The sequence below is a fragment of the Pseudomonas sp. GZD-222 genome (genome assembly GCF_049310525.1).
In the GTDB taxonomy this organism is placed as follows: domain Bacteria; phylum Pseudomonadota; class Gammaproteobacteria; order Pseudomonadales; family Pseudomonadaceae; genus Aquipseudomonas.
Window position 1 is genome coordinate 1 of record NZ_JBMOWO010000076.1, and the last position, 16,089, is coordinate 16,089.

At 64.2% G+C, this 16,089-nt stretch carries 18 protein-coding genes; all 18 read left to right on the forward strand.

The features are described from left to right. The first annotated feature begins 377 nt into the window (after nt 1–377). The 18 genes from ACO6VD_RS14300 to ACO6VD_RS14385 are packed head-to-tail and all read left to right on the forward strand — an operon-like array spanning nt 378 to nt 15,993. Nucleotides 378–1,214 (forward strand): ABC transporter ATP-binding protein, encoded by an 837-nt coding sequence (locus ACO6VD_RS14300; protein WP_422419931.1) that lies wholly within the window; start codon nt 378–380, stop codon nt 1,212–1,214. A gap of 39 nt (nt 1,215–1,253) precedes the next feature. Next, nucleotides 1,254–2,252, forward strand: coding sequence for an ABC transporter substrate-binding protein (locus tag ACO6VD_RS14305; protein ID WP_422419915.1), 999 nt, complete (start codon nt 1,254–1,256; stop codon nt 2,250–2,252). Nucleotides 2,253–2,281: 29 nt separating this feature from the next. Then, nucleotides 2,282–3,058, forward strand: coding sequence for an ABC transporter permease (locus ACO6VD_RS14310; RefSeq protein ID WP_038996559.1), 777 nt, complete (start codon nt 2,282–2,284; stop codon nt 3,056–3,058). After that, nucleotides 3,058–3,822: an SDR family oxidoreductase gene (locus ACO6VD_RS14315; RefSeq protein WP_422419916.1), complete on the forward strand. Its 765-nt coding sequence runs from the start codon at nt 3,058–3,060 to the stop codon at nt 3,820–3,822. Before ACO6VD_RS14310 ends, ACO6VD_RS14315 begins: the two co-directional genes overlap by 1 nt. Nucleotides 3,823–3,836: 14 nt before the next feature. Then, a complete protein-coding gene (locus ACO6VD_RS14320; RefSeq protein ID WP_197877782.1) occupies nt 3,837–4,376 on the forward strand; it encodes a cupin domain-containing protein in 540 nt (179 codons plus the stop codon). Between the two features lie 4 nt (nt 4,377–4,380). Further along, the gene (locus tag ACO6VD_RS14325) at nt 4,381–5,250 is read left to right on the forward strand and encodes an alpha/beta fold hydrolase (RefSeq protein WP_422419918.1); all 870 of its coding nucleotides are present in this window, start codon (nt 4,381–4,383) and stop codon (nt 5,248–5,250) included. Next, on the forward strand, nt 5,247–6,074 hold the full coding sequence (locus ACO6VD_RS14330) for an IclR family transcriptional regulator (protein ID WP_038613652.1): 828 nt from the start codon (nt 5,247–5,249) through the stop codon (nt 6,072–6,074). The genes ACO6VD_RS14325 and ACO6VD_RS14330 overlap by 4 nt, the downstream gene beginning before the upstream one ends. Nucleotide 6,075: 1 nt before the next feature. Beyond that, a complete protein-coding gene (locus tag ACO6VD_RS14335) occupies nt 6,076–6,876 on the forward strand; it encodes an SDR family oxidoreductase (protein ID WP_422419920.1) in 801 nt (266 codons plus the stop codon). Continuing rightward, complete coding sequence (locus ACO6VD_RS14340; RefSeq protein ID WP_422419921.1) at nt 6,869–8,551, forward strand: thiamine pyrophosphate-binding protein; 1,683 nt, start codon at nt 6,869–6,871, stop codon at nt 8,549–8,551. Before ACO6VD_RS14335 ends, ACO6VD_RS14340 begins: the two co-directional genes overlap by 8 nt. 10 nt (nt 8,552–8,561) lie before the next feature. After that, entirely contained in the window at nt 8,562–9,365 is an 804-nt protein-coding gene (locus tag ACO6VD_RS14345; RefSeq protein ID WP_400172494.1) for an aspartate dehydrogenase, read from the forward strand. 10 nt (nt 9,366–9,375) lie between these two features. Then, nucleotides 9,376–10,866 (forward strand): aldehyde dehydrogenase, encoded by a 1,491-nt coding sequence (locus ACO6VD_RS14350; RefSeq protein WP_422419922.1) that lies wholly within the window; start codon nt 9,376–9,378, stop codon nt 10,864–10,866. Next, on the forward strand, nt 10,863–11,828 hold the full coding sequence (locus tag ACO6VD_RS14355) for a VOC family protein (protein WP_422419923.1): 966 nt from the start codon (nt 10,863–10,865) through the stop codon (nt 11,826–11,828). The genes ACO6VD_RS14350 and ACO6VD_RS14355 overlap by 4 nt, the downstream gene beginning before the upstream one ends. A gap of 13 nt (nt 11,829–11,841) precedes the next feature. Continuing rightward, nucleotides 11,842–12,984, forward strand: a complete 1,143-nt coding sequence (locus tag ACO6VD_RS14360; protein WP_422419925.1) for an FAD-dependent monooxygenase — start codon at nt 11,842–11,844, stop codon at nt 12,982–12,984. Between the two features lie 10 nt (nt 12,985–12,994). Then, on the forward strand, nt 12,995–13,312 hold the full coding sequence (locus ACO6VD_RS14365) for a hypothetical protein (protein ID WP_400172498.1): 318 nt from the start codon (nt 12,995–12,997) through the stop codon (nt 13,310–13,312). Between the two features lies 1 nt (nt 13,313). Continuing rightward, nucleotides 13,314–13,541: a recombinase-like helix-turn-helix domain-containing protein gene (locus ACO6VD_RS14370; protein ID WP_400172499.1), complete on the forward strand. Its 228-nt coding sequence runs from the start codon at nt 13,314–13,316 to the stop codon at nt 13,539–13,541. 21 nt (nt 13,542–13,562) lie between these two features. Beyond that, nucleotides 13,563–14,597 (forward strand): Rieske 2Fe-2S domain-containing protein, encoded by a 1,035-nt coding sequence (locus ACO6VD_RS14375; protein WP_400172500.1) that lies wholly within the window; start codon nt 13,563–13,565, stop codon nt 14,595–14,597. Continuing rightward, on the forward strand, nt 14,594–15,034 hold the full coding sequence (locus tag ACO6VD_RS14380) for a Rid family hydrolase (protein ID WP_422419927.1): 441 nt from the start codon (nt 14,594–14,596) through the stop codon (nt 15,032–15,034). Before ACO6VD_RS14375 ends, ACO6VD_RS14380 begins: the two co-directional genes overlap by 4 nt. Continuing rightward, nucleotides 15,034–15,993, forward strand: coding sequence for a PDR/VanB family oxidoreductase (locus ACO6VD_RS14385; protein WP_422419929.1), 960 nt, complete (start codon nt 15,034–15,036; stop codon nt 15,991–15,993). Before ACO6VD_RS14380 ends, ACO6VD_RS14385 begins: the two co-directional genes overlap by 1 nt. Nucleotides 15,994–16,089: the final 96 nt, after the last annotated feature.

Consider the following 16,089-nt stretch of genomic DNA (forward strand, 5'->3'; position numbering starts at 1 on the left):
TTGTTTCTTTTCTGTGTTTGCCTTTTTTCTCCTTTTTGTGCGTCTCCCCCCCCCCCCCCCCCCCCCCCCCCCCCCCCCGCTCCCACAGTTTTTTGGTTTCACCTACGAAACCAATCTTTCCTGTTCGTTACCGAAAAAAGCCCTGTTTCCTCGCATCAGCAATTGTCGCGTGCAGTTGCTGTGCAATTTCGTGCCATATAGAAAACCTTGTTTCATATATAAAACATTCGAGATTTCTTATCAAACACATAAACCATTAATAAATAAGACTTTTTACCTTTAAACGTAGGGGCGATCACAACTGGCATTGTTCATGCACTAAACCGCGTATCACCTATAAAACAGACCAGAGAGCTTCCCCAATGGCTGTGAAAGAGATGTACGCAATCACCCCGCAATGGAATACACCGCACTCCAGGCAAGACCTGGAGCCGACCGAAATCGAGTTTCGCAACGTCGGCAAATGTTTCCCGGCCAAGGGCAAGTCCGAAGCACCGTTTGCCATTCGCGAAGTGAATTTCAAGATTCGTCGTGGTGAAGTGGTGTCGATCATCGGACCGTCCGGCTGCGGCAAGAGCACCATCCTCAACATGGGCTCGGGCCTCTACCGCCCCAGCGAAGGCGAAGTCTTGGTCGGCGGTGAAGCGGTAACCGGACCGGTGAGCAAGGTCGCCTTCATGCTGCAAAAGGACCTGCTGATGCCCTGGCGCAGCATCCGCCGCAATGTCGAGCTGGGCCTGGAAATCCAGGGCATGGCCGCCGCCAAGCGCCAGCCGATTGCCGAAGATCTGCTCAATCGCTGCCACCTGCAAGGCTTTGCCGACCACTACCCGTTCCAGCTGTCCGGTGGCATGCGCCAGCGTGCCGCCCTGGCGCGGACCCTGGCCATCGACCCGCAGGTACTGTTCCTCGACGAGCCGTTCTCGGCCCTCGATGCGCAGACCAAGATGATCCTGCAACAGGATCTGGCACGGATGCTGTTCGAAGAAAAGAAGACCGCGCTGTTCATCACCCATGACCTGGTCGAGGCGATTGCCATGTCGGACCGCTTGCTGGTCATGAGCGCCCGCCCCGGCACCATCATCGAAGAAATCCACGTCGACCTGCCGTTTCGCGACAACCCGCTGGAGCGCCGCAAGCTGCCGGAAATCGGCCCGCTGGCGGGACGCCTGATGGAACTGCTGAAAGTCGGCGAAGACACCGAACTGCATTGATCAACGCCTCACGGCCCATCAACCGCTTCAGGAGTACGCATGTTCAAGTCCCTGCAACGCCTTGCGCAGACTTCCGTCGTCGCCCTCGGCCTTGGCCTGACGCTCAGCGCCCAGGCAGAACCGACCAAGGTCACCTACCTGCTGCCCGCGCCGCCCAACTCGCCGGCCTTCGCGCCGTGGATCATTGCCAAGGAAAAGGGCTACTACAGTGCCAGGGACCTGGACCTGACCTTCATCGCCGCCAAGGGCGGTGTGGATGTCGCCAAACAGATCGGCGCCGGCAACGCGATGCTCGGCGGTGCCATCGGTGACACCCCGATCGTGGTCCGCGCCAACGGTATTCCGGTGCGCGCCGTGGCAGTGCTCGGTGCCGGTGGCGTGACCATGATCGCCACCAATGCCGGCGAGAACATTCAGTCGATCAAGGACCTCAAGGGCAAGACCCTGACGGTGATGTCCTACTCCGACACCACCTACTACGCCCTGCTCGCCTCCTTGCGCAAAGCCGGCTTGAGCAAGACCGATGTCGACATTCAGGCCGCCGGCCCATCGGGCGTCTGGCAACTGTTCTCGGCCAACAAGGCCCAGGCCATGGCCGGGGTGCCGGACTGGGTGGTCAACGCCGAAGAAGCCGGGCTGAAGATCAACCTGATCCCGCAGACGGAAATTTTCGAAAGCATGGCCCAGGCCATTCTCGCCTCCGACGACGCCATCAAACACCAGCCGCAGATTGTCGGCGGCGTGGTCCAGGCCACCCTGCAAGGCATGCGCGACATCATTCAGGACCCGAAAGCCGCGGCCGCCACTTTCGCCAAGGCAGTACCGGCCTATGCCGGCAAGGAAGCGGCGCTGGAGAAAACCTTGCGCCTGTATGTCGAGCATGTCTACGCCAACCAGACCGTACTCGGCCAGATCGACCCGGCGCGCCTCGACGCCGTACGCAAGTTCTACGTCAGCGAGGGCATCGTCGCCAAGGAACCCAAGCTCGACGACCTCTACAGCAACCAGTTCATCGAAACCACCACGGCTGCGCAATAAGCCTGGATGCATAACAAGGTATTAGCCCGATGAGAAACCTCAACACCTCCGTGCTCGGCAGCGTCGCCCTGCTGATCCTGTTCCTGCTGCTCTGGCAGTGGGGCCCCGGCCTGCTCGGCATGCCCGAGTTCGTCATGCCGCAACTGAGCCGCGTGGCCCAGGAAAGCGTGGTCATGTGGCAGTCCAGCAGCCTGCTGCAACACACCCTGATCACTGCCTTCGAGATCATCGTCGGCTTCGGCCTGGGCGCCCTGCTCGGTGTCGCCATCGGTGTCTCGCTGGGCCTGTCGCCGTCGGCCGAGGCCATGCTTTCGCCGTACATCCTGGCCCTGCAGATCGCCCCGAAAGTCGCCTTCGCGCCGCTGTTCGTGATGTGGCTGGGCTACACGATCTACCCGAAGATCCTCATCGCCATCCTCATCGTGTTCTTCCCGGTGATGATCAACGTGCTCTCGGCGATCCGCACCGTCGATCCGGACATGATCAACCTGGTGCGCACCATGAACGCCAGCCGCTGGCAGATCTTCCGCCTGGTGGAGTTCCCTTCGGCCATGGCTGCACTGTTCTCCGGGCTGCGCATCGCTTCGACCCTGGCAGTGATCGGCGTCACCGTCGGCGAGCTGGTCGGCGGCAACCAGGGCCTGGGCTTCCTGCTCGTTGACGCTGAAGGCCAGGGCAACACCGCCGGGGTTTTCGTCGCCATCGTCATGCTCACCCTGATTGGCGTGCTGGCCTACGGCGCGGTGGTCTGGGCCGAGAAGCGCGTCCTGCACTACCTGCCCAAAGCCATGCTGAGTACCCAATGATGAGCCCATTCAAAACCATGCTTGAAGGCCGTCGCGTGCTGGTCACCGGTGGCGCCCGCGGCCTGGGCTATGCCTTCGCCCAGGCCATCGGCCAGGCCGGTGCCCGGGTAGTGATCGCCGACATCCTTGCCGAGCGCGTGCAGCAGGCTGCCTGTGAACTGCGCGAGCAAGGCTTGCAGGTGACCGGCGTGACCCTCGACCTGGGCAGCCCTGCCTCCATTGAGGCGTGCGTCGCCGCCGCGACTGCCGAGCTCGGTGGCCTGGACGGTCTGGTCAACAACGCCTCGATCACCAACTCCGGCGGCAAGACCTGCGAGCAACTGGACATCGACACCTGGGACCAGGTCATGCAGGTCAACGTCCGCGGCACCTGGCTGATGACCCGCGCCTGCCTGCCGGCCCTGCGCGCCAGCGGCAAGGGTGCGGTGATCAACCTGGCCTCCGACACCCCGCTGTGGGGCGCACCGAACCTGCTCGCCTATGTCGCCAGCAAGGGCGCGATCATCGCCATGACCCGCAGCCTGGCCCGCGAACTGGGCAGCGACAACATCACCGTCAACGCCATTGCCCCCGGCCTGGTGCTGGTGGAAGCCACGGCCTATGTGCCCGAGGCGCGCCACCGCCTGTACACCGAACAACGGGCGATTCAACGCCCACAACTGCCAGAAGACGTCAGCGGCGCCGTGCTGTTCGCCCTGTCCGATCTGTCGCGCTTCATCACTGGACAAACCCTGCCGGTCAACGGCGGGTTCGTCATGCCCTGAGCAAGGAGAAACCCATGACCGACCTTTCCGTACAACACGACGCGCCGAAGACCTGGGAACAACCCGCAGGCTCGGACCTGGCTGGCTGGATGCAAACCCGCATCGCCCGCTACGAAACCCGCAAGTACGACTGGGATGCGCTGAAGTTCCAGGCCGACTACGACCCCAAGTTCCGCCGCGCGCAAATGCGTTACGTCGGCACCGGAGGCACCGGGGTCAACAGCGACATGAACACCATCCCTTCGGAAAATTTCACCTTCTCGACCATGGTCATCCCGGCCGGCCATGAAGGTCCGCCGCACATTCATACCGACGTCGAAGAAGTGTTCTTCGTGCTGCGCGGCAAGCTCAAGGTGATCATCGAAAAAGACGGCGAGCGCTTCGAGACCGTACTCACCGATCGCGACCTGATTTCGGTGCCGCCGGGCGTGTACCGCGAGGAGATCAACATCGGCGATGAGGACGCGCTGATGTGCGTGATGCTCGGCGCGAAAAAGCCGGTCACCCCGACCTATCCGCCAGCGCATCCGCTGGCTTCGATCAAGCGCGGGTAAAGCCATGATGCACGCCACCGACAACTCGCTCGTCGCCCTTGAGGCACAGTTGCAGCAGCGCTTCCCCCAGCGCCTGGTGCAACTGGCCGACGGTGCCCAGGCGATCCGCGAAGCCGGGCACGGGCCTGCCATTGTGCTGCTGCATGGCATTGGCTCCGGCGCCGCGTCCTGGCTGCAGGTGGCCGTGCAGCTGAGCCAGCGCGCCCGGGTAATTGCCTGGGATGCGCCGGGCTACGGCGAGTCCAGCCCGCTGGCTGCGCCCGTACCCAAGGCCGTGGACTATGCCCGGCGCCTGCGGCAACTGCTCGATGCCCTGCACATTGATAGCTGTGTGCTGGTCGGCCACTCCCTCGGCGCCCTCAGCGCTGCGGCCCTGGCTTACCAGCAACCTCAGCGCATCCGGCGCCTGGTGTTGATCAGCCCGGCTCGCGGCTATGGCGACCCGGCCCGCGCCGAACAGGCTGGCGAAGTACGCAGCAAACGCCTGCACGCGCTGGAGCAACTGGGCATCGCCGCCATGGCCAGCCAGCGCAGTGCGCACATGCTCTCGCCAGCGGCCAGCGCCGAAGCCCGCGCCTGGGTGCAATGGAACATGGCGCGCCTGATTCCCCAAGGCTATCGCCAGGCCATCGAACTGCTCTGTGGCGATGACCTGCTGCGTTACGCCAACCTGGTGGTGCCTTGCGAAGTGCACTGCGGCGGCGCCGACAGCATCACCACGCCGGCCGATTGCCAGGCCCTGGCCGGCACCCTGGGTGCGCCGTTGCAACTGATTGCCGAGGCTGGTCATGCCAGCCCGATCGAACAACCCGAGGCCGTGGCAACCCTGCTTGCCAAGGCCCTCGACGTCTCACTGACAGGTACTGCGCTATGAATGATTCGGATCTGTTGAAAGACAACCAGGACAAGTACATCGTCCCCGGCCTTGAGCGCGGCCTGCTGCTGCTCTGCGAGTTCAGCCGGCAAAACCGTACCCTGACCGCACCGGAACTGGCACGGCGCCTGGAGCTGCCACGCTCGACCATCTTCCGCCTGCTGACCACCCTGGAAACCATGGGCTTTGTCACTCGCAGCGGCAACGAATACCGCCTGGGCATGTCGGTGCTGCGCCTGGGCTTCGAATACCTCGCTTCGCTGGAGCTGACCGAGCTGGGTCAGCCGTTGCTGGCGCGGCTGTGTGATCACCTCAATTACCCGAGCAACCTGGTCGTCCGTGACGGTCGCTCGATTGTCTATGTAGCCAAAGTGTCGCCGCCGTCGGTGTTCTCCAGCGCGGTCAACGTCGGCACCCGCCTGCCGGCGCACGCCACGGTGCTCGGGCGCATCCTCCTGGAAGACCTGAGCCTGGCCGAGCTGCGTGAGCTGTACCCGGAAGAACACCTTGAGCAGCACTCGCCGTGCACGCCGAAAACCGTGCTGGAACTGTTCGACCTGGTGCAGGGCGACCGCCAGCGCGGCTATGTCAGCGGCGAAGGTTTCTTCGAGCCGTCGATCTCGACCATTGCCGCCCCGGTGCGCGATCACAGCGGCAAGGTGGTCGCCGCCATGGGCGTGACCATTCCTACGGCGCAGGTTGGCCATATCAATTTCGACGGTTTGCTCGGCCACGTACGCGGCAACGCCGACGAACTGTCACGCCTGCTCAACTACACGCCTAACGCCGGTTCCGGCCGCGTTACTGCCTTGATGAGGGATTGAGATGAGCAGCCTTTATCAACTGCAAGGACGGACCGCGATCGTCACCGGTGGCTCCTCCGGGATTGGCCTGGCCTGTGTCGAACAACTGCTTGAAGCCGGTGCTGCAGTGGCCTTCTGCGGCCGCGATCAGGACCGCTTGAACAGCGCCGAAGCACGCTTGCGTGAACGCTTTCCCGAAGCCCGTCTGCTGGCTCAGGTGTGCGATGTGCTGGATGCCGAATCGGTGCACGCCTTTGCCGCCGCCAGCCTGGCCGCGCTGGGCCCGGCGCAGGTATTGATCAACAACGCCGGACAAGGCCGGGTCTCGACCTTCGCCGACACCACCGACGATGCCTGGAGCGAAGAGCTGCAACTGAAGTTCTTCTCGGTGATCTACCCGGTCCGTGCCTTTCTGCCACAACTGCAGAGCCAGGCCGGCGCTTCGATTGTCTGCGTCAACTCGCTGCTGGCCAGCCAGCCCGAGCCGCACATGGTCGCCACCTCGGCGGCGCGCGCCGGGCTGAAGAACCTGGTGCGTTCGATGGCTACCGAATTCGCGGAAAAAGGTGTCCGGGTCAACGGCATTCTCATCGGCCTGGTCGAGTCCGGTCAGTGGCGCCGTCGTTTCGAAGCCCGCGAAGAACGCGAACTCGACTGGTCGCAATGGACCGCGCAACTGGCGCAACGCAAACACATTCCCCTGGGTCGTCTGGGTCTGCCCAAAGAAGCAGCCCAGGCCATCCTGTTCCTGGCTTCGCCCCTGTCGGCTTACACCACTGGCAGCCATATCGATGTTTCTGGAGGCCTGTCCCGCCATGCGTAATGAAAACACTGTCACCGTTGGTGCTGCCATCACCGCGTTCCTCGAACAATGCGAGGTCAAGGCCGCCTTCGGGGTGATCTCGATCCACAACATGCCGATCCTCGATGCCTTCGCCGTGCGCGGCAACATCCGTTTCGTCATGGCCCGTGGCGAAGCCGGGGCGACCAACATGGCCGACGCCTATGCCCGTACCACCGGCGGCCTCGGTGTGTGCCTGACCTCCACTGGCACCGCCGCCGGTAACGCCGCTGGCGCCCTGGTCGAAGCACTGACCGCCGGTACGCCGCTGCTGCACATCACCGGGCAGATCGAAACCCCGTACCTGGACCAGGACTTTGCCTACATCCACGAAGCCCGCGACCAGCTGACCATGCTCAAGGCCGTGTCCAAGGCGGCCTTCCGCGTGCGCAGCGTGGAAACCGCGCTGAGCACGCTGAAGCTGGCCGTGCAGACCGCCCTCACCGCCCCTACCGGCCCGGTCAGCGTGGAAATTCCGATCGACATCCAGTCGACCTTCATCCCCATGCCCACCGACCTCTCGCCGCTGCCAATCCCGGTTGCGGTACCGGCACCTGAGGCCCTCGACCTGGTCGCCGAACGCCTGGCCAGCGCCACCCGCCCGCTATTGTGGCTCGGCGGTGGTGCCCGGCATGCCGGCCCGCAGGTCAAGCGCCTGCTGGACATGGGCGTCGGCGTGATCACCTCGACCCAGGGGCGCGGTGTGGTCAACGAAGACGACGAGCGTTGCCTCGGCGCCTTCTCGCAGAACAAGCTGGTCGAAGGCTTCCTGCAGACCTGCGACGCCCTGGTAGTAGCCGGTTCACGTCTGCGCAGCAACGAGACCTTCAAGTACGCCCTGAAGCTGCCGCGCACCACCCTGCGCATTGACGCCAACCCGGCCATCGAAGGCCGCAGCTACTCCAGCGAACTGTTCATCTGCGGCGATTCGGCCCTGGCCCTCGACGGCCTGGCCGACCGCTTGCAAGGCCGGCTGAACATCGACCCGAGCTTCATCGACGAACTCAAGGCCGTGCGCACGCAATCCCGCGCGCAACTGGTCGCCGATCTGGGCCCTTACTCAGCGATGGTCGAACAGTTGCAGGCACTGACCGGGCGCAACTTCTCCTGGGTACGCGACGTGACCCTGTCCAACAGCATCTGGGGCAACCGCCTGCTCAACCTTTACCACCCGCAGTCGGGCGTGCATGCCTTGGGCGGCGGTATCGGCCAGGGTCTGGCCATGGGCATCGGCGCCGCCATCGCGGCGGCAGAAACCGACCCGCAGCGTAAAGTCTTCGCCCTGGCCGGTGACGGCGGCTTCATCCTCAACCTCGGTGAGCTGGCGACCCTGGTGCAGGAGAAAGCCAATGTGGTGATCCTGCTGATGAACGACCAGCGATACGGGGTGATCCGCAATATCCAGGACGCCATCTACGGCGCCCGCCATGCCTATGTCGAACTGCACACCCCGGACTACACCAAGCTCGCCGAGTCGATTGGCTTGCGCCATGGCCTGGTCAGCGACCTGAAGGACTTCGGCCCGCTGCTCGACAACGCCCTGAGCCAGGGCGGCCCGTTCCTGCTGGAAGTCGACATGCTCAGCGTCGGCGGCTTCGCCACCCAGTTCGCCGGTCCCCCCAACAGCGAAACCAAAGCCCAGAAAGCCACGGCCTGAGGACTTGAGCATGCTCAATATCACCATGATCGGCTGCGGCGCCATCGGCGTCGCAGTGCTGGAACTGCTGGAGAACGACCCGCAGCTGCGCGTCGAGCAGGTGATTGCCTCGGCCGGCTCCGAAGCCCTGGTGCAACAGCGCCTGGCCAGCTTCAAGCGCCCGCCGCAGGTGCTTACCGCCCTGCCCGCCGAGGCGCGCCCGGACCTGTTGGTCGAGTGTGCCGGTCACCTGGCCATTGAAGAGCACGTGTTGCCGGCGCTGGAGCGCGGCATCGCCTGCCTGATCGTCTCGGTCGGCGCACTGTCCGAGCCGGGCCTTGTCGAGCGCCTGGAAGCGGCGGCAGCGCGTGGCAATACGCGCATCGAGCTACTGCCCGGCGCCATCGGTGGCATCGATGCGCTGTCGGCGGCCAAGGTCGGCGGCCTCGACTCGGTCGACTACACCGGTCGTAAACCGGCTCGGGCCTGGAAGAACACCCCGGCCGAGCAGGTCTGCGACCTGGAAGCGATCAGCGAAGCCACGGTGATTTTCCACGGCAGCGCCCGTGAAGCGGCGCGGCTGTATCCGAAGAACGCCAACGTCGCCGCCACCCTGTCGCTGGCCGGGCTGGGCCTGGACCGCACCCGGGTAACGCTGATCGCCGACCCGCAGAGCGAAGAAAACGTCCACCACTTCGAAGCCCGTGGCGCCTTTGGCGGCTTCGAGATGAGCCTGCGCGGCAAGCCGCTGCAAGCCAACCCGAAAACCTCGGCGCTGACCGTGTACAGCGTGGTCCGTGCCCTGGGCAACCACGCGCACGCCATTTCCATCTAGGGGAACGTTGATGACTCTGGAACAGACCTTACCCATCTGCATAGCCGGCACCTGGCGCCTGGGCGGCGGTGACCGCTACGCCAGCTGCTATCCGGCCACCGGCGAGCCAGTGGCCTGGCTTAACGCCGCCAGCCTCGACGATCTCGAGCAAGCGGTACAAGGCGCGCACCTGGCCTTCCTGCACAGCGGCTGGGCACAGCGCAAACCGCACGAACGCGCGGCCGTGCTGTACCGCATCGCCGAACTGATCCGTGAACGTGGCGAAGAGCTTGCGCAACTGCAGCGCCAGGACAACGGCAAACCGATCAACGAAACCCGCGCCCTGGTCGCCAGCGCCGCTGGCACTTTCCAGTTCTTTGCTGCCGCCTGCGAAACCCTGGAAGAAACCGTCACCCCGTCGCGCGGCGACTTCGTCAGCATGAGCGTCTACGAGCCGATGGGCGTGGTTGCCGCCATTACCCCGTGGAACTCGCCGATCGCCAGTGAAGCGCAGAAAGTCGCCCCGGCCCTGGCCGCCGGCAACGCGGTGGTGATCAAGCCGGCGGAGATCACCCCGCTGCTGGCCCTGCAGCTGGCGCAGATCTGCGAAGACGCAGGCTTGCCCAAGGGCCTGATCAGTGTGTTGCCGGGCAAAGGCTCGCTGCTCGGTGACGCCTTGACCCAGCACCCGCTGATCAAGCGCGTATCGTTCACCGGCGGCACCCGAACCGGTAAACACATCGCCCATATCGCCGCCGACAAGATGATGCCGGTGTCGCTGGAACTGGGCGGCAAATCGCCGACCATCGTCCTCGATGATGCCGATCTGGACCACGCCGTAGCCGGCGTGTTGTACGGCATTTTCAGTTCCTCGGGCGAGGCCTGCATCGCCGGTTCGCGCTTGTTCGTTGCCCGTGCTCTGTATGAACCGTTCATGCAGCGCCTGGTCGCTGGTGCGGCGCGTCTGCGTCTGGGTGACCCGGCCGACGAATCGACGCAGATGGGCCCGCTGATCAGCGCCGCGCACCGTGAGTCGGTTGAACGCTACGTCGCCTTGGGCCTGGCCGAAGGCGGTCGTCTGCTGCTCGGTGGCCAGCGTCCGAGCGGCAGTATTTACGACCACGGCTACTTCTACCCGCCGACCATTCTCGAAGGCCTGACCAACAGCCAGCAGACCTGCCAGGAAGAAATCTTCGGCCCGGTGCTGGTGGCGATGCCTTTCGATAGCGAAGAACAGCTGATCGAACAGGCCAACGACAGCCTCTACGCTCTCGCCGCCGGGATCTGGAGCCGCGACTACAAACGCGCCTGGGCCCTGGGACGCAAGATCCAGGCTGGCACGGTGTGGATCAACACCTACAAGCAGTTCTCCATTTCCACCCCGTTCGGCGGCTGGCGTGACAGCGGCCTGGGTCGTGAAAAAGGCCGTCTGGGAATCCTCCAGTACATGGAACAGAAGAGCCTCTATTGGGGCATGAACGAACAGCCACTGGCCTGGGCCGGTGTGGAGGCAAGGTCATGAGTGTTTTAGGTATCGATGAAGTCACCTACGGCGTTGAAGACCTCGACACCTGCGTGCGCTTCTTCAGTGACTGGGGTCTGAGCAAGGTCAGCGAACAACCGGACGAAGTAATCTTCGAAACCCTCAACGGTTGCCGGGTGGTGCTGGCCGATATCAACAAGGCCGGCCTGCCTGCGGCCATTGAGCCAGGTTCAACCGTGCGCGAGGTGGTCTGGGGGGTGGAAAGCGCCGCTGACCTGGCCCTGTACAGCCAGCGCATTGCCAACGACCCGGGCTTTGTCGAAGTCAACGGGCGCATCGGCTGCACCGATCCCAATGGCCTGGCTATCCGCCTGCAAGTCACCCGCAAGCGCACGCTGGAGATCGAGTGCAGCGGCCACAACACCTGGCAGACCAAGGGCCGGATCAACAAACCGGCGCCGGTGTATGAGCGCGCCACGCCCATCGAGGTCGGCCATGTGGTGTTCTTCGTCAAGGACGTCAACGCTTGCGAAGCCTTCTACCACGAGCGCTTCGGCTTCCAGGCCTCGGACCGCTACCCCAATCGCGGTGCCTTCCTGCGCACCGCCGAAGAAGGCGGCCACCACGACCTGTTCATGCTCCAGCTGCCCGCGCCACGCGCCGGCCTGAACCATGTGGCCTTCACCGTGCGCGACCTGCACGAAGTGTTCGGCGGCGGCATGCACATCTCGCGCAGCGGCTGGACCACCGAGATCGGACCCGGCCGTCACCCGGTGTCGTCGGCGTTCTTCTGGTACTTCAAAAACCCGGCGGGCGCGCTGGTCGAGTACTACGCCGACGAAGACCAACTGACCGGCGACTGGCAACCACGCGAGTTCGAGCCCGGCCCGACGGTGTTCGCCGAATGGGCGATTGCCGGTGGCATCGACGGCAACACCCGGCGCCAGCAGCACGTCGAAGCACCGCAAGGCAAGTTCCTTACCGACAAACCGAAACCTTGATCAGGAGTCGCCCATGTCTTCGTTGAACATCGCTATCAACGGTGCCGGAATCGGCGGCCTGACCGCCGCCATCGCCCTGCGCCAGGCCGGTCACGAGGTAACGGTTTTCGAACAGTCGAAAGCCTTCCTGCGGGTCGGTGCCGACATTAACCTGACGCCGAATGCCGTGCGTGCCCTTGACGGCCTCGGCGTCGGCGCGGCCGTGCGGATTCCGGCAGCACGCCCGACACACCGGATCAGCCGTCTGTGGGACAGCGGTGAAGAGACCTCGCGCCTGGAAATGGCCGATGCCGCCGAAAGCCAGTACGGCGCGCCGCAACTGACCATCCACCGCGCCGATCTGCTGGCGGCGCTGGCTGATGTGTTTCCGCTGCAGAACGTGCAGTTCGGCAAACGCGCCGAGCAGGTCCTACAGGACGCCAAGGGTGTCGAACTGCGCTTCAAGGATGGCAGCCGCCATCGTGCCGACCTGCTGATCGGTGCCGACGGCATTCATTCCGTGGTGCGCAACGCGCTGTTCGGCGAAGAGCAGCCACGCTTCACCGGCGTGGTTGCCTACCGCGCCGTGGTTCCGCTCAGCCGTGTGGCGCAGGTGCCGAACATCCAGGCCTTCACCAAATGGTGGGGACCGAATCCGCAGAGCCAGATCGTCACCTTCCCGCTGAACCAGGGCCGCGACATCTTCATTTTCGCCACCACCGCCCAGGACAGCTGGCACCTCGAATCCTGGACCACTGCAGGCGATGCCGCCGAGCTGCGCAGCCATTACCAGGACTTCCATGCCGACGCCCGCGCCCTGCTCGACGCCTGCGACGACGTGCTCAAGACCGCGCTGTACGAGCGTGATCCGCTGCCATTCTGGTCGCAAGGGGCGATCACCCTGCTCGGCGATGCCTGCCACCCGATGATGCCGTTCATGGCTCAGGGTGCCGGCCAGGCGATTGAGGACGCCGTGGTCCTGGCCCGTCATCTGCACGGTGTGACGGATGCGGCACAGATTGCCGGCGCCTTGCAGGGCTATCAGCAGGCACGCCTGGAGCGCACCAGCCAGATCCAGATCGGTTCGCGCGGCAATCAGTGGCTCAAGGCCGGCGGCAATGCCGACTGGGTTTACGGCTACGACGCCTGGACCGTACCGACCGCTAGTGCCGCCTGAGCCGATGACCATGAGCGAATCCATGCTGCTGACCGTCGTGCTCAAGCACGACCAGTCGAAGAACCTGGAGCAGATCCAGGCGCATATGAAAACCATGGGCTGGTGGCACAGCTTCCCGCCCGAAGGTGTCGAGGTGGTGTCCTGGACCGTGGCCATGGGCCTGGGCCAGATCGTCACCCTGCGCCTGCCGCCGAGCTTGCTGAGCAAGGTCAATGTGGAACTGGAACGCGCCGCCTGGGGCGTGTTCCGCACCGAATGCTATCCGACGTACGACTTTGTCCCGGTCCGCGAAATGATCCGCGAACGGGTCCGCAATGGAGGTCAATGACATGAGCAACACCGAACGTTACCTGGAGCCGCATCAGGCCCGCAAACGGCCCAACACCCCGTTCGAGGAGCTGCTGGGCGACTCCATCGAGCGCGCCTATGGCAATGGCGTCACCCAACTGCCCGAGCTGCTCGCGCACCTGAACCTGGCCGGGCCGCCCTGCCCGCTGACCAGCGGCGAATGGACCGAAGACTCCTACAAAACCCTGATGGCTCGGCTGGGCGCATGACCCGCCGGAGGTAAAAACAAGATGAATATGCAATTCACCGTCGACCCTGTTGAGAATCACCTGGCCAACGGCCTCAAAGACCTCTGGTTCCCGGTTTTGCCGTCGGAGCTGCTCGGCGAAAAGCCGCTGTCGGTACGGCGCCTGGGCTACAAGATCGCCCTGTGGCGCGACAACGATGGCAGCGTGCATGCCCTCGAAGACCACTGCCCGCACCGGGGTGCTCCGCTGTCCCAGGGCCCGGTGCTGGGTGACCGCCTGCAGTGCCCGTACCACGGCGTCGAAGTCCGCTGCGACGGCACCGTGACCAAAGTCCCCGGCAGCCCCGGCTGCAAACTCGAAGGCAGCCGCCCGACACGCATGTTCCACACCCGCGAAGCCGCCGGTGCGATCTTCCTCTTCAACGCCACCGACCCGCACCTGGAGACGCCGCCCGAGCTGGTGTTGCCTGAACAACTGACCTCGCCCGAGTGGAGCAGCTTCCTCTGCTACACCGAGTGGAAAGGTGACTACCGCTACGTGCTCGACAACGTCATGGACCCGATGCACGGCACCTACCTGCACAAGATGTCGCACTCGATGAGCGAAGGCGAAGCCACCGCCAAATTCGTCACCCGCGACACCGACCAGGGCTTCTTCTTCGAGAAAGAGGGCCAACGCGGGGTCAACTTCGACTGGACCGAATTCCTCGACAACGGCTGCCACTGGCTACGCCTGGAAATCCCCTATCCGAAAACCGGTGGCCCGGGCGGCAACTTCACCATCATCGGCAGCTACACCCCCAGCAGCCGCAGCCTGTCCGCCGTGTTTCACTGGCGCGCCCGGCCGCTGACCGGCTGGCAGCGCGACACCTGGCGCTTCCTCTACAAGAATCGCCTGGAGGCGCGCCACTGGGCCGTGCTGGAACAAGACCGGGTGCTGCTGGAGTTCATGGAAGCCGACGCCAACCAGCGCGAAAACCTCTACCAACATGACCTCGGTGTGGTGCGCCTGCGCCGCTACCTCAAGGGCAAGGCCAAGGAACAATTGGCGCTGATCGAAGCGAAGCAGCTGTCATGAGCCAGGCCGTGCAGCGTATTCAGGCGCAGGCGGTGGCCGAGCTGGCCACGGCCAGCTGGTCCAACGCCCTGCTGCTCGGCAATGAACTGGTGATGTCCGGCATGACCGGGCATCCCGCCACCCGCCTGGCCGCCGAAGCCGGCACTCCACTCGACGCCTATGCCCAGACCCTGGTGGTGCTGAACAAGGTGCTGGCGCTGGTGCAAGCGGCAGGCGGCGACATCGGTAATATCTACCGGTTGACGATTTACCTCACCCGGATTGCCGACAAGGACGAAGTAAGTCGCGCCCGCCGCGACTTCTTTGCCGGCTTCGCCTGCTACCCCACCTCCACCCTGGTCGAAGTGAGCGCTCTGGTGTTCCCGGAACTGGTGGTGGAAATCGAAGCCAGCGCCCGGCTCGACATTGACATGCGCACTGCGCCACGAGGTGAATGATGTCCAACTCCTCTACCATCACAGCGCTGGTGCACACCCTGCGCCACGAAGCCGAAGGCATTATCAGCGTCGAACTGCGCCCTTGGGGCGATACCGTGTTCGCGCCATTCGAAGCCGGTTCGCACATTGACCTGCACCTGCCCAACGGCTTGGTGCGCAGCTATTCATTGCTCAACTCGCCAAGTGATCAGGGGCGTTATGTGGTCGGCATCTTGCGCGACCGCAACAGCCGTGGCGGATCGGCTTTCGTCCACGAGCAACTGCGCGTCGGCACGCAGCTGCGCATCTCGCAACCGCGCAACAACTTTGCCCTCGACCCGCACGCCAGCCATAACGTGCTGGTCGCCGGTGGTATCGGTATTACCCCGATCTACTGCATGTTCCGCCAGTTGCTGGCCCTGGGTAAATCCGCTGAGCTGATCTACTGCGCCCGTTCTCGCAAGGAAGCGGCGCTGCTCGAACAACTCAGCGGCCTCGATGCCAAGGTGGTTTACCACTTCAACGACGAGAAAGGCACGGTGCCGGACCTCGCGCGTTATCTCGCCGACCAGCCACGTGATACGCACTTCTACTGCTGTGGCCCGACACCGATGCTCGATGCCTTCGAAAGCACCTGCGAAAGCCTTGGCTATCCCCATGCGCATATCGAACGCTTTGCTGCAGCCGAACTGGCGCCAGCCGAAGATGCCCAGGACAGCTACAGCGTCGAACTGAAAAAATCGGGCAAGACGTTGAACATTGAGCCGGGCTTGAACCTGCTCGATGTGCTGCTCGAAGCAGGCTGCGACATCGAGTACAGCTGTCGCGAAGGGGTCTGCGGGTCGTGCGAGACCCGGGTGCTTGAAGGCGATATCGACCACCGCGACGGCGTGCTGACCAAGGCCGAACGGGCGGCGAACACCTCGATGATGGTCTGTGTGTCCGGCTGCAAGAGCCGGCGCATGGTGCTCGACCTGTAACTGCTTTTGCTGGTGGGAGCGGGGGGGGGGGGGGGGGGGGGGGGGGGGGGGGGGGGGGGGGGAGGGGGGGGGGGGGGGGGAAACGGCTTGACGCGC